This window comes from Haloactinospora alba (assembly GCF_006717075.1).
GTDB classification, from domain to species: domain Bacteria; phylum Actinomycetota; class Actinomycetes; order Streptosporangiales; family Streptosporangiaceae; genus Haloactinospora; species Haloactinospora alba.
In genome coordinates, this window is record NZ_VFQC01000003.1 from 320,447 (window position 1) to 333,309 (window position 12,863).

Genomic DNA, 12,863 nt, shown 5'->3' on the forward strand with positions numbered 1-12,863 from the left:
TCCCGATGGGGTGTCTCACCCGTTGGGACCGGACAGCCCTCCGGTGTGTGACACGTCGTCGGTGAGCTGGCTTTGGAGGAACCGGAGCTTGTCCGGGTTGGTGACGGAGCGCAGCGCGGTGATCCTCCCGTCGGCGACGTGCGGCACCATCGCCGCGATCAGGGTGGGACCGGAGTGGGCGAGCAGCGCGCTCGCGCCGTTTACCTCGCGCACACTGATCGTGACCTCCTCGTCGGCCTGGCGGAGCAGGCCGACGACCAGCCGCGCGACCTGGGTGCTGCCGACGACGGGGCGGCGGGCCGCGCTGGCCTTGCCACCGCCGTCGGACCAGGACGTCACGTCGGCGGTGAGCAGCTCCTCCAGCCGCGCAAGGTCGCCGTCGCGCGCCGCCGCGAGGAACCGTTCCACCAGCTGGTGCCACGCGCCGTGGTCCGGCTCGAACCGCGCCCGTTCCTCCCGCAGCCGCCGGGTGGCCCTGTGGTGCAGCTGCCGGGAGTTGTCCTGGGAGCATTCCAGCATCCCGGCGATCGATTGGTGGTCGTAACCGAACGCCTCGCGCAGGACGAACACCGCCCGCTCGGCCGGAGCCAGCTGTTCGAGCAGCGCCAGCAGCGCCATCGACACCGACTCCCGCTGCTGGGCGAGCTCCAGCGGACCCAGGGCGCCGTCCTCGGTCAGCACCGGTTCCGGAAGCCACGGCCCCACGTACTGTTCGCGTCTGACCCGCGCCGAGTCCAGGTGGTTCAGGCACAGGTTCGTCACCGTCTTCGCCAGCCAGGCACCCGGCGAGGCGATCGACGCGTGGTCGGCGCCCGACCAGCGCAGGAACGCCTCCTGCACCATGTCCTCGGCGCTGGCGGCCGAACCGAGCATCCGGTAGGCCAACCCGAACAGCCGTCCGCGGTGCGACCGGAACTCCGCGACCGGGTCACTCTCGTCCATCCGGCTGGCCCTCCCACGAGACGCCTCTCACCGGGAGCCTACCGAGCCCGAACCGCTGGCCTCCGGGGCGTCCCCGGTGGGTGGCGCGGTGGTGCCGCGCCGGTCCGGGTACGTGCTTGTGGCGCCGCTGGTCCCGACAGGAACCGGGAACAGTCCTTTCCCGGAGGCAGGCGTGATGTCGGGGGGCGCAACGCTGCGCTGGAACGGGAAACAAGAGCGTCGGGCGAGAGAGTTGTATTTTCTGATTTTCTAACTCATACTGGGTCGGGAGAGTGGAGGAGGGAGACGAGCATGGACACCAGGCGACACCGCCGCGCGGTCGTTCGCGCCAAGAACCAGCTCACCTTGCCCAGGGACATCGCAACTGCTCTGCACATTGGTGAAGGCGATGAAGTCGAGTTCGACGTAACTGAGAACGGCGAGGTCGTGTTGCGCGGCTTGGCGACTGTACCGGCGGAGCAGCGCTGGTTCTGGGAAGCTGACTGGCAGGCCGGGGAGCGGGAGGCCAGTGAGCAGATCGCCTCCGGGCAGACCACCACTTACGACACTGCTGATGAGATGTTTGCTGACCTGGAGCGCTAGCCAGAGCCGATGCCGACTTTCACTACTACCCCCCGGTTTGAGCGCGACTTCAAAAAACTCGCTGATGCCCAGCGGGAACGGTTCCAACGTGTGGTCCGGGATGCCTTCGTGCCTGACGTGGACACCGGTCGATTCCGTCCAAGTCTGCGAGTTAGAGGCGTAGTCGGGGCTCCAGGGGTGTACGAGATGACCTGGGCGCCCGACGGGCGCGCCACTTGGCAGTACGGAGACGAACAACGTCCCGGCATCGTGCATGTGATCTGGCGCCGGGTGGGCACCCACGCCATCTTCGATCCCGGACCGCCCTGACTGGCATGTCCGCGGTAGGACGACAGTGGCCTCCGCATGTGGATCCCCGACGCTGCCCCGCCGTGTTCGCACCCCGGGCAGGGGAGAGGCGCGCCCGGTTCGCCACTCCTGGAGGGGCGCACAGCAGACGGGTGGCGCGCCCGTGGTGTCGAGCGTCTCCCACCCGTCACTGCCGTGGGGTGCGGCCCTCCTCAACGGATTGGGGTCACTGGAAGAAGGCGGTGAGGTGCTCGATCACGGCCTGGGGGTTCTCCTCGGGGATGTAGTGGCCGCTGTCGGGGATCTCCACCACGCGGACGTTGTGGCCCTTGGACGGCAGGACGGTGTTCAGCACCCGGTAGTTCCCGCTGGCGCCCAGCCCCAGCAGCGGGGCGCTGACCGGCGCGTACCCCCGTTCGTCGGCGATGTCGCGGGTGAAGGTCTGGTACCACGCGTTCCCCGCGCGGACCGCCTCCGGAGTGGAGTAGGCGTGGGCGTAGATGTCGCGGTCGCGTTCCCCGATGCGGGAGGGGTCCTTGCTCTGGTAGTGGATCAGCCAGTCGATGAGGATCCGTTCCCGCCCGGCCAGCAGCCGCTCCGGCAGCCCCTCGATCTGGTTGAACGCGAACCACCAGAGGAACACGGAGTCGATGGCGAGCGTCATGCCCTCCTCGCGGTTGGGCTTCTGGCCCGGACCGGGCAGGAGGGTGAAGCTCTCCCAGTTCCCGTCCGGGTGGGCGACGTCCACCAGTGCCAGCTTCCGCACGGCGTCGGGGTGGTTCGCGGCGAACGCGTAGGCGACCATGGCGCCGATGTCGTGCCCGGTGATGTTGACGCTGTCGTAGCCGAGGTGGCGGACCAGCGCGCGGATGTCGGCGGCCATCGTCCTCTTGTCGTAGCCCGACCCGGGTTTCTCCGAACCGCCCATGCCGCGGATGTCCACGGCGATGACGTGGTAGTTGCGCGCCAGATCCGGCATGATCCTGTGGAACTGCCACCAGGTCTGCGGCCAGCCGCCGAGCAGTACCAGCGGGGCTCCCGAACCGCCGGAGACGTAGTGCAGCCGGACGCCGTTCACCTCGGCGTGGGAGCTGGTGAAGTCACCGTCGAGGGAGCGGGCGAGTTCCGCGTCCGTGGGGATGGCGGTCATCGTGGTTCCTTTCGCGCGTTGTCGTTGCGGTGTCGCTCGCGCGCCGCTTGGGCCGGGGCCGGTGCGGCGCGGGGTTCTCATGCCGGGGAGGGTTCGGACCTCTCCGGGGTCTTCTGGTCGTGGCCGGTGCCGACGCGATCCGCGCTGGGCGCGCGGGTGTAGGCGGCGAGGGCGACCATCGCGAGGGCGGCCACCGCCAGCACCACGCTCACCCAGGCGGGCGCGGCCAGGCCGAACCCGGCGCTGATGGCCGTGCCGCCCAGCCACGGGCCGACGGTGTTGCCGACGTTGAACGCCGAGGTGCTGGAGGCGCCGGCGAAGGTGGGGGAGTGCACCAGGGCGTACACCCGCACGTTCAGTGCGGGGTTGATGAACAGGCCGAACAGGCCCATGAGCAGGATCATCGCCGCCGCGAGCACGGGTGAGGCGGGGGCGAGCCACAGCACCGCGAATACGGCGACGAGACCCGCCGCGCCCAGGGTGAGCGCGGTGAGGGGGCGCCAGTCGGCGGCGCGGCCGCCCGCCAGCAGGCCGACGACGCCCCCGGCGCCGTACAGCAGCAGGATGGTGGGCACGGCGGACTCACTGGTTCCCGCCACCTCGGTGAGGTAGGGGGAGGCGTAGCTGTAGGTCGCGAAGACGGCGGCCTGCGTGAGGACGGTGGTGGACAGGGCGATCCACACCCGCCGGTCGGCGAAGGAGCGCAGTTCGGCCAGCAGCCGGGGACTCCGGTCCCGGTCGGTGTTCCGCTGGCTGGCCGGCATCAGCGCGGCGATGCCGGCCAGTGCCAGCAGCGCGGTCGCGCCGATCAGCCAGAACGTGGCGCGCCACCCGGTGTGCTGGCCCAGCACGGTGCCCAGCGGCACCCCGAGGGTAGTGGCCAGTGCCAGCCCGCCGGTGACCACGGCCAGCGCCCGTCCGCGCCGCTCGTAGGGGACGAGGGTGACGGCGGCGGCCGCGCCCACGGCCCAGAACGCGGCCGCGGCCAGCCCGGTGACGACGCGGGAGGCGAACAGGGTCCAGTAGTCCGGTGCGAGCGCGCCCAGGGCCTGCCCGGCGGCGAACACCGCCAGCAGGGCGACCAAGGTGGCCTTGGCGGGCAGCCGCAGGGTGGCGGCAGCGGCGACCGGGGGAGCGACCACCATCGCGACGGCGAACGCCGAGATCAGCATGCCCGCCTGGGGGATGGTGACGCCGACGTCGTCGGCGATCAGGGGTAACAGTCCGGAGATGACGAACTCGGTGCTGGTCAGCGCGAAGATGCTCACGCCGATGGCGAGGACCGCGAGAGGCATGGCCGGGAACTCCTTATTGTAATCACTGTTACAGAACTGGGGCATACGTGGGCAACGAGTGGGGCGGGAAGATCGGTGTCTAGAGGGCCGCCAGGGTGGTGGCGACCACGTCGGGCATCGCCGCACGGCCGCTGGGTGTGCGGCCCAGCAGGCGCAGCGAGCCGATGGTGCTGTGGAGGAACCGCGCGAGCGCCAGCGGGTCGGCGTCCGGGGCGATCTCCCCCTCCGCCTGGGCGGTGCGCAACGCCTGGTGCAGGGCGTCGACGACCGCGGCGCGGTCCCGTTCCACCACGGCGGCGACGTCCGGGTCGGTGCGGGCGCGCTCCATCGCGGAGTTGACGGCGAAACAACCGGGACTGGCGCTGGAGCGCTCCTGCTCCACCACGTCCCACAGCAGGGTGCCGACCCGCTCCCGGATGGAGCCGTCCCCACTGATCAGCTCGATGTTGTGTTGGGTGAACCGCTGCACGTACAGCTTCAGCGCCCGCAGGAACAGGTCGTGCTTGCCGTCGAACGCGTTGTAGAGGCTGCTGCGCCCCAGCCCGGTGGCGTCGCACAGGTCCTGGGCGGAGGTGCCCTCGTAGCCCTTGCGCCAGAACACCCCCATCGCGGACTCCAGGACCCGCTGCGGGTCGAACTCCTTGGTGCGTGCCATGGCACTGACCCTAACAGTTTCTGTAACGGTTGTTACAAGAGGTTGTCCGCTGGGAGCGGTGTCGGCTGTGCCACCCTGGCCCCATGGCACGCCTGCTCATCGTTCACCACACACCCTCCCCCTCGGTCCAGACCATGCTCGAGTCCGTGCTGTCCGGGGCGCGCAACGAGGACATCACGGGTGTGGAGGTCGACACCCGCCCCGCCCTGGGGGCGACCGTGCCCGACGTGCTCGCCGCCGACGCGGTCGTCCTGGGCACCACGGCCAACATCGGCTACATGTCCGGGGCGCTGAAACACTTCTTCGACACGGTCTACTACCCCTGCCTCACCGACACGGCGGGCCTGCCGTACTCCCTGTACGTGCACGGCAACAGCGACACCACCGGCGCGGTGCGCGCGGTGGAGGGGATCGCCTCGGGCATGTCCTGGCAGCGCCACCGCCCACCGGTCACCGTCGTCGGCGACCCCGACGGCGACGACCGGGACTCCTGCTGGGAACTGGGGGCCGTGACCGCGCTGGCCGCGCTCGAACACGCCGGGGAGGAGTAGGCCAGCTCGGCGCGCTCGTTCCGCTGCGCTCCGCCCCAGCACCGACTGGCGGCGCTCCCGCCAGCCGGCAGTTCCGCTCCGCTCCCTCTCCCGTCCCCGCCGGCACGGCGCCGGCCGCGCCGCTCGCGACGGGCAGCACCCACCGAACAGAGCCCGAACCGGAAGGCAAAGCCGCGACATACCGTAGCTATTACGTCACTTTTAGTTTTCATCGGGGCAGACTGAAAGCCCGACCCGAAAGAAGCCGGTGACGATGGCATACGGATGGGTATTCTGGGCGAGCCTGCTCGCGAGCGTGGCGATGCTGGCAACGGCGCTCTTCGCCCACCCCGCGCTGCCCTCGGCTGTCACCTGGCACCAGAGTCCCGTCGCGGAAACCGTCTGGCTCCCCGCGGCGGTGGGCATGGTGCTGGCGTGGCTGACCACCCGAGCGCGGCAGCGCCGGGACCTGGAGCGCCGATGTCAGGACGCGTTGGCCGGCCACCCGGTGGGGTCCGAGCTCCGCTGGCTGCTGTTCTTCCTGGCGTGCTTCGCCATCGGAACCGTCGGCCTGTCCCTGCTGTTCGGCCAGGTGGTACCGGACGCCCCCTACGTGCCCACGGTGCGGGTCGTCTTCCTGTTCGTCCTGCCCGTGGTGTTCGTGGACCAGGCCGGTTTCACCCTCACCGGGGAGGGGACGGCCATGCCCGCCCTTGCCATGGGCGTGACCGAGCCATGGCGCTGGTTTGGCCTGCTTCCCACCCTGGTCACGATCGCGCTGGTGGCTCTTCCGCTGCGCGCCACACCGTTACCCTCCCCGGACCTGGCCCTGCTCGGGGCGCTGGTGGCGTTCGTCGCGATCAGCATCCCCGAGGAGATCTTCTTCCGCGGCATGCTGCAGAGCAGGCTGGAACAGCTCGTCGGCCGGTGGAGCGGCATCGTGCTGACCTCGCTGCTGTTCGCCGCCACCTACGCCGTGACCGACGGGCGCAACGAACTCGCCCCGCTCACCGGCGAGGGCCTGGTCACCGACGCCGTGGCGGCCCTGCTGACCTACGGCCCGCTCGGTCTGCTCTACGGCTACGTGTGGGTGTGCTACCGCAACATCTGGTTGAACGTCCTCCTGCGCGGAGGGATGCTCACCCTGGTCCTCGCCCCCGCGCTGCGCCTGTTCGAATGAGTACCGCGGATCCAAGAGACCGGGCCCTCTGCCCGCAGTCGGCACCACGTAACCTGGACGGTGCACCCGAGGCACCGGGCCGCGTCAGCGGCCTCCCAGGCCCGTCCGAGCCGGCGGTGCGCGAGACCGCAGCCCGCTGGGCGGCGGAACACGCCACCCGCCGCGCGCGCACCGACAGTTGCGAAACGCCGATGGCTGAACACACGAGCGCGGGGCCGGTTCCCCCCGGCACACACCGGGGCGCCGCGCCGAGCGGCCCCCCGGAACCCATCCGGGCGGCCGGCGCCGTGCTGTGCCGCGAGGGGCGCGGCACCCGCGAGGTCGCGCTGGTGCACCAGCCCCGCCACGGCGGTTGGACCCTGCCCAGTGCCCGGCTGGACCACGGGGAGCACCCGCTGACCGTCGCGCTGCGCGACGTGCGCGAGGAGACCGGCGTACGGCCGGTACTGGGCCGCCGTCTGCTGTCCCGGTGCTACCTCAGCGGCGGGTGGCCCAAGCGGGTGGAGTGGTGGGCGGCCACACCGGACACCGGACCGTCCCTCTCCCCGGGCGGGGAGGCCGACCAGGCCGCCTGGTTCCCGCTGGCGGAGGCGCGCCAGCGCGTCAGCTACCGCCACGACGCCCACGTGCTGGACGACATCGACACCACACCGCCCGACACCTACCCGGTGATCCTGCTGCACAACGCAAGCTCGCACGACAGCGAGTGGAACGGCGACGAGCTGCTGCGTCCGCTGGACGAGGCCGGCCGCGCCGACGCCCACGCGCTGGCGGGCATCCTGGCCGCGTTCGGCACCCCGCGCGTGGTCAGCTCGGCGGCCGCCCGCTGCGCCGAGACCGTGTCCCCCTACGCCAGGGAGCACGGGGTGCGGGTCCGCACCGACCGCGCCCTCACCCGCCACAGCCGTCCCGGCGACAGCGAACCGGTCTCCTCCGAGCAGGCCCGCGCAGCGTTCGCGCGCCTGCTCGCCGACGGCCTGCCGACCCTGGTGTGCACCCACGGTGAGCTGGTCCAGGACCTGATGCGGGAAGCCCTCACCCGGCTGGGAGCCCCCATATCGCAGCGGCTGGGGCTGCGACCCGGCGAGTTCTGGGTCCTGCACGTCGCGGCGGCGGACCGTACACTGGCGGCCGTCGAACGGCACGCGGCGGCTGGATGAGAGGATCACCCACATGGCACAGCACCGCGTTTCCCGCAGCGTCGTGGTCGACGCTCCCGCCGAGCGGATCTTCGACATCCTCGCCGATCCCCGCCGCCACTCCGAGTTCGACGGCTCGGGCACCGTGCGCGAGGCGGTCCGCGGCCCCGAACGGCTTACCCTGGGCTCCCGGTTCGGCATGGGGATGCGCATGGGCGGTCTCGACTACCGCACCGGCAACCAGGTTGTGGAGTTCAGCGAGAACCGGAGACTGGCGTGGCGGCACGGCGCGTGGCACCGCTGGCGGTGGACGCTGGAACCGTTGGAGGACGGGACGACCCGGGTGACCGAGACGTTCGACTACTCCCGGTTCGGGACGTGGTTCTACATCCTGGTGGGCTTCCCCCAGCGCAACGCGCTCGGTATCGAGCGCACCCTGCCGCGGCTGAAGCGCCTCGCGGAACAGGACGGCTGACTTCCCTCCGGCGGGCGCTGCCCGTCGCGGGCGGCGCGTCCGGTGCCGCCTCGGCATGGCCCGGGGCCGGGGCGGAGCGGAGCACCCGCCGGTCCGCGGGCGGCGCGTCCGCTCAACGCGTGGCGTCCAGGAACCGCAGCACCGCCGCGACCCGGCGGTCGGTGCTGTCGTCGGGGTCGAGGTCCAGCTTCGCGAAGATGCTGCGGATGTGTTTCTGCACCGCCCCCTCGCTGACCACGAGCCGGGCGGAGATCGCCGCGTTTCCGAGCCCCTCGGCCATCAGCGCCAGCACGTCCCGTTCCCGCGCGGACAGCCGGTCCAGCGGGTCCGACCGCCGGGTCCGGGCGAAGAGCTGGTTGACGACGTGCGGGTCGATGTGGGTCTGCCCCCCGGCGACCTGGCGCAGTGTCTCCACGAACGACTCCACCCGCCCGACCCGCTCCTTGAGCAGGTAGCCGACACCGTCGGAGCCCGTCTCCAACAGTTCGGTGGCGAACGTCTCCTCGACGTAGGCGGACAGGACCAGCACCGGAAGCTCGGGGTAGCGCTGCCGCGCCCGGATCGCGGCGCGGATGCCCTCGTCCCGGAAGGCGGGCGGCATGCGGACGTCGATCACCGCTATGTCGGGCCGCTGGTGGTCGAGCTCGGCCGACAGCGCCTCGGCGTCGGCCACGGCCGCGAGCACGGTGAACCCCTCCGCCCGCAGGAGCGAGGCCACGCCCTCGCGCAGCAGCGTGTCATCGTCGGCGATCACTACTCGCATGGGAGCTCCACGTGCACGGTGGTCGAACCGGTGTCGGGACTGGTGACCTCCACCGTCCCATCGTGTGCCCGCGCGCGCTGCCGTATACCCCGCAGCCCGGTCCCCTCGTCCTCGCGGGCTCCGCCGCGCCCGTCGTCCACGACGCGCACCACGAGCCGCCCGTCGCGTTTGCCCGCCCACACCTCGGCGCGGGTGGCACCGCTGTGTTGGGTGACGTTGCTGAGGGCCTCGGCGACGGCGAAGTAGGCGGCCGCCTCCACGGACACCGGGCAGGGCGCCAGCTGGGTGGTGTCGACCTGGCAGGGCAGCGGGCAGTCCGCCGCCAGCCCGGAGAGGGCGTCGGCGAGCCCGTGGTCGAGGGCGGGCGGCAGGATGGCGCGGCTCAACCCGCGCAGTTCCGACAGCGCGGTCTCGGCCGACTCCTGCGCCTGCTCCAGCGCGGACTCGGCGGCGGCGCGGTCGCGGTCGAGCGCGCGACGCGCCGATCCCAGCAGCACCGCCACCGTGACCAGCCGGCTCTGCGCGCCGTCGTGCAGGCTGCGTTCGATCCTGCGCAGCTCGCGGGTGTGCGCGTCGAGCGCGGCGGCCCGGCTGGCGGTGAGCTCCGTGATGCGGTCGACGAGTTCCGCACCGGGGGGAGGCCCCAGCAGCGCCCGGCCGGGGTAGGCCTGCAGCCGGGCCATACCCGGCCCCAGGCCGATGACGATGGCGCACCACCCCACCCCCATGAGGGCGACCAGCGCGGCGGTGGGCCAGTCGCCCGCGGGCAGGCCGAGCGCGGAACCGGCCGCTCCGTCCGGCAGGAACGTCCACCACACCGGGAACGTGGTGTCGCGCACCGCGACGACGGGAAGGAGCACCCCGAGCAGCCCCAGCGCCAGCCCGGCGGAGGCGTGCAGGCACGCCCAGCCGACGTCACGGACGAACGTCGCCGCGCGCAGTTCGGTGAGCGCGCTTCGCCACCCCCGGACCGGGGAGGCGTAGGGGGTCAGGACCTCGGGGCCCATGCGGGACAGGCGGGCGCGCTCCCGGTCGGCGGTCGCGCGCAGACCCCGCAGCGCGGGGGCGAGCAGCGCCAGGCCGACACCGGTCAGGCACGCCAACCCCGCTGCGAGCAGGGAGGTGAGGGAGAGCAGTGCCAGGAACGCCGTCGTGAGACCGCCCGCCAGCTGTTCCACCGACGCCAGCGAGCCGCGCACACTGTCGGCGGGTCGGACGGGCGCGGTCCCGTCGTTCGTGCTGTCCGTCAAACCGTTCCCTCCCGCTGCGGGTGGTCACCGCGGCTGCCGCCCGCCGACGGTAGCCCCTGAGGTAAGGGAGGGGTGGTGCCAGCGCCACCCCGGCCGGGGTGCGTGCGGGATCGTCGGCCGGCCCCGCCGGGGCGTAAGGTCCAACCGTCCGTGTTCGACTGTCCGACCGTGCCGCAACAGGAGTGAGAATGAGTGACCCGTACCGCCTGACTGAGGAGGGACGTCCTTCCCCGAGCTCGCGAGGTACGGTTCGCGGCTCCTCCGGTGCCGGTCTGCGTGTCGTGTTGTGGACACTGTTGGTCATCTCGGTGGCGGGGAACTCGGTGACCTCGCTCGGCGGGATGAACATGTGGGTGAGCGCGACGTTCGGTGTGGTGACGGTCGCGTGCATCGTCGCGTTGGTGGTTCATCACGTGCGGACGCGCCGGTAGGGCCGGGTGGTTGTCCCCGGCGGGTCCGCACGTCGCTGTTCCTCGAGGTGTGGTGGGAACACGTCCGGAGCATGCGTTTCCGTTTTTTTCGCATAATGCCGGACACAGCGGTGGTGCGGCGTTAGGCTGTGCGTGGCGCCGCGCCACCGTCACCATTGTTCGGCAACTTTTCGTGTCGCGCCCTGTGTGCCGCATGATAATTGCTGGGAGTGCGAATGTTTCCGGAGGCACAATCGTTCGTTTCGTTTCTGAGTCATTCCTCAGGCGAATGTGAAGCGCATGAGGGCCGTTAGCGGAAAACCCGGCTACGCCGAGTGACTCGAATGATGTGCACAATAACCACGCTTCTTATTCTACTCGCCGGTAGCCGCATTCTCGCTGGCCACTCCGCTCCGCCGGAAAGCCGCATGTTTTTCGGGTTTCCCGGCGTGTGGCGCACGACACATGAACCCACCGGTAATATACGATTCTCGCGATCCGTAGTCTTTCGCTCGCTTTGAGCTACCGCATGGTTTTCGCATCTTCCCTGTGGCCTGCGGTTACGTGCTTTCTTGCGCTGTGGTGGCGGCACAATAGCGGACGCTGGCCCCGCCTGGATCCGGTCTCATGATACCGGATTGTACGCCCTTTCTCAGGAACTTTCGGTGTATTCCGCAACTTGGTTGCATTTTCCGATCCTATGGGCGACCCTTCCGAGGTATAGACAGCCATACCTTGTGTCCTATATCGGGACATACCCCTGTTTCGGGTACCGCTCCCGAGTGCATGGATGCGGCCTCCTGGAAGGAGAAAGCATGGAGGCGAGTGATCTGTGTCTCATGCTGGGGGACCTGGCGGAGCGCCACCACGTTCCAGGTGCCCAGCTTTCCGTTTATCACCAGGGAAGAACGTTCGATCTGACCCACGGTGTCGAACGTTCGGGAGAAGGCGGCCGTGTGTCCACGGAATCGCACTTCGCGTTCGGTTCCGTGGCGAAGATATTCACCGCCGCTCTGGTTATGCAGCTGGTGGAGGACGGGGACTGCGACCTCGACGCTCCCCTCTCCGGCCACCTGCGCGGCCAGATCCCCGAACGGCACCCCCTCGCCGGCGCCACCCCGCGGCAGCTGCTCAGCCACACGGCGGGCCTGCCCTCCGACCACGAGGGGGAGCAACTGCGCTCCTCCTCGATGCGGCGCTACCTGAACTCCGTGCTGCGCGCGCGGATGCTGGACGCCCCCGGAACCGCGTTCTCCTACGCCAACACCGGCTACGCCGTCGCCGCCTACCTCGTCGAGGCCCTGACCGGGCAGAGCTGGTGGGACACCATGGAGGACTACCTCCTGCGGCCCGCCGGACTGGACGTGTCCTTCCTCCGCGACGCCCGCTGGCCCTCGGCCCGCAATCCCGCCGTCAGCGGGCACGCCGTCGAGAAGCGCACCGGCCACGCCGAACCCGTCGACTTCTACGTCGAGTCCACCATGGTCGCCGCCGGAGGGCTGGCCGGAAGCGCCCGCGACCTCGTGCGGTTCGCCCGCGCGTTCCTCGCCCCCCAGCACGCCGACCCCGACACCGGCATCGCCGACCCCGCCGTGCTGCGCGAGATGGGCACCAGCGTCGACGCCGCCGCCCCCTTCGGCCTGGCCGACGGCTGGGGCGCCGGCTGGGGCCTGTTCCACTCCCGCGAGACCACGTGGTGGGGACACGACGGGACACTGGACGGCGGCACCTGCAACGTCCGGCTGAGCCCCGACGGCGGCAGCGCCGTCGCCCTCACCACCAACGCCACCACCGGTCTGCTGCTCTGGGAGGACCTGGTCACCGAGCTGGACCGGCGCGGTCTGGACGTCGGCCACTACCGCCAACCCAGCGTGTCCCCGGCCCTCGTGGCCCCCGCCGACGAACTCGCCGGGGAGTACGCCAACGGCGACCTGACGGTGCGGATCGACCATCGCCCCGGCGGCGGCCTGACCTTCACCGCGTCCAACGGGTTCACCGGCGACCTCACCGCCGGAAGCGACCTGACGTGCACGGTGGAAGCCACCGGTCGGGACCAGGTGGCCTTCGCCGGCCGTTTCCTGCGCGATCCGGAGTCCCGGGCGATCTCCTCGCTGCAGTACAACGGCCGGACCCTGCGCCGCGTCTCCCACGCCCTGCTGAAGGCGGCCTGACCCCACACACCCGGAGGTACCCCCGCGCCTCCG

The 12,863-nt window shown here is 70.9% G+C and carries 14 protein-coding genes; 8 read left to right on the forward strand and 6 right to left on the reverse strand.

The features are described from left to right. Positions 1 to 15: 15 nt before the first annotated feature. Complete coding sequence (locus tag FHX37_RS21970) at positions 16 to 942, reverse strand: RNA polymerase sigma-70 factor (protein ID WP_141926189.1); 927 nt, start codon at positions 940 to 942, stop codon at positions 16 to 18. A 291-nt stretch (positions 943 to 1,233) separates the two neighbouring features. Here FHX37_RS21970 and FHX37_RS21975 point away from each other — a divergent pair, with 291 nt between their 5' ends. Both FHX37_RS21975 and FHX37_RS23940 read left to right on the forward strand, forming a co-directional pair. Next, complete coding sequence (locus FHX37_RS21975; RefSeq protein ID WP_141926190.1) at positions 1,234 to 1,524, forward strand: AbrB/MazE/SpoVT family DNA-binding domain-containing protein; 291 nt, start codon at positions 1,234 to 1,236, stop codon at positions 1,522 to 1,524. A 186-nt stretch (positions 1,525 to 1,710) separates the two neighbouring features. Beyond that, the gene (locus FHX37_RS23940; protein WP_281288337.1) at positions 1,711 to 1,833 is read left to right on the forward strand and encodes a hypothetical protein; all 123 of its coding nucleotides are present in this window, start codon (positions 1,711 to 1,713) and stop codon (positions 1,831 to 1,833) included. Between the two features lie 205 nt (positions 1,834 to 2,038). Here the strand turns inward: FHX37_RS23940 and FHX37_RS21985 are convergent, their stop codons facing one another. The 3 genes from FHX37_RS21985 to FHX37_RS21995 all read right to left on the reverse strand — a co-directional run bounded on the left by FHX37_RS21985 (position 2,039) and on the right by FHX37_RS21995 (position 4,912). Continuing rightward, positions 2,039 to 2,962: an alpha/beta fold hydrolase gene (locus tag FHX37_RS21985; protein WP_141926191.1), complete on the reverse strand. Its 924-nt coding sequence runs from the start codon at positions 2,960 to 2,962 to the stop codon at positions 2,039 to 2,041. A gap of 77 nt (positions 2,963 to 3,039) precedes the next feature. Then, positions 3,040 to 4,257, reverse strand: a complete 1,218-nt coding sequence (locus tag FHX37_RS21990) for an MFS transporter (protein ID WP_141926192.1) — start codon at positions 4,255 to 4,257, stop codon at positions 3,040 to 3,042. 79 nt (positions 4,258 to 4,336) lie between these two features. Beyond that, positions 4,337 to 4,912, reverse strand: coding sequence for a TetR/AcrR family transcriptional regulator (locus FHX37_RS21995; RefSeq protein WP_141926193.1), 576 nt, complete (start codon positions 4,910 to 4,912; stop codon positions 4,337 to 4,339). Between the two features lie 83 nt (positions 4,913 to 4,995). Here FHX37_RS21995 and FHX37_RS22000 point away from each other — a divergent pair, with 83 nt between their 5' ends. The 4 genes from FHX37_RS22000 (at position 4,996) to FHX37_RS22015 (ending at position 8,236) form a co-directional block, all read left to right on the forward strand. Further along, a complete protein-coding gene (locus tag FHX37_RS22000; protein ID WP_141926194.1) occupies positions 4,996 to 5,463 on the forward strand; it encodes a flavodoxin family protein in 468 nt (155 codons plus the stop codon). Between the two features lie 253 nt (positions 5,464 to 5,716). Then, complete coding sequence (locus FHX37_RS22005) at positions 5,717 to 6,622, forward strand: CPBP family intramembrane glutamic endopeptidase (protein ID WP_246062512.1); 906 nt, start codon at positions 5,717 to 5,719, stop codon at positions 6,620 to 6,622. A gap of 191 nt (positions 6,623 to 6,813) precedes the next feature. Further along, positions 6,814 to 7,782 (forward strand): NUDIX domain-containing protein, encoded by a 969-nt coding sequence (locus tag FHX37_RS22010; protein WP_141926196.1) that lies wholly within the window; start codon positions 6,814 to 6,816, stop codon positions 7,780 to 7,782. A gap of 13 nt (positions 7,783 to 7,795) precedes the next feature. Beyond that, positions 7,796 to 8,236, forward strand: a complete 441-nt coding sequence (locus tag FHX37_RS22015) for an SRPBCC family protein (protein ID WP_141926197.1) — start codon at positions 7,796 to 7,798, stop codon at positions 8,234 to 8,236. A gap of 112 nt (positions 8,237 to 8,348) precedes the next feature. On the opposite strand, the gene FHX37_RS22020 is transcribed toward FHX37_RS22015, so the two are convergent. Both FHX37_RS22020 and FHX37_RS22025 read right to left on the reverse strand, forming a co-directional pair. Next, a complete protein-coding gene (locus FHX37_RS22020) occupies positions 8,349 to 8,999 on the reverse strand; it encodes a response regulator transcription factor (protein ID WP_141926198.1) in 651 nt (216 codons plus the stop codon). After that, on the reverse strand, positions 8,990 to 10,249 hold the full coding sequence (locus tag FHX37_RS22025) for a sensor histidine kinase (protein WP_141926199.1): 1,260 nt from the start codon (positions 10,247 to 10,249) through the stop codon (positions 8,990 to 8,992). The genes FHX37_RS22020 and FHX37_RS22025 overlap by 10 nt, the downstream gene beginning before the upstream one ends. 188 nt (positions 10,250 to 10,437) lie before the next feature. On the opposite strand from FHX37_RS22025, the gene FHX37_RS22030 reads away from it, so the two are divergent. Then, positions 10,438 to 10,680, forward strand: a complete 243-nt coding sequence (locus FHX37_RS22030) for a hypothetical protein (protein WP_141926200.1) — start codon at positions 10,438 to 10,440, stop codon at positions 10,678 to 10,680. Between the two features lie 794 nt (positions 10,681 to 11,474). Beyond that, complete coding sequence (locus FHX37_RS22035; RefSeq protein ID WP_141926201.1) at positions 11,475 to 12,830, forward strand: serine hydrolase domain-containing protein; 1,356 nt, start codon at positions 11,475 to 11,477, stop codon at positions 12,828 to 12,830. Positions 12,831 to 12,863: the final 33 nt, after the last annotated feature.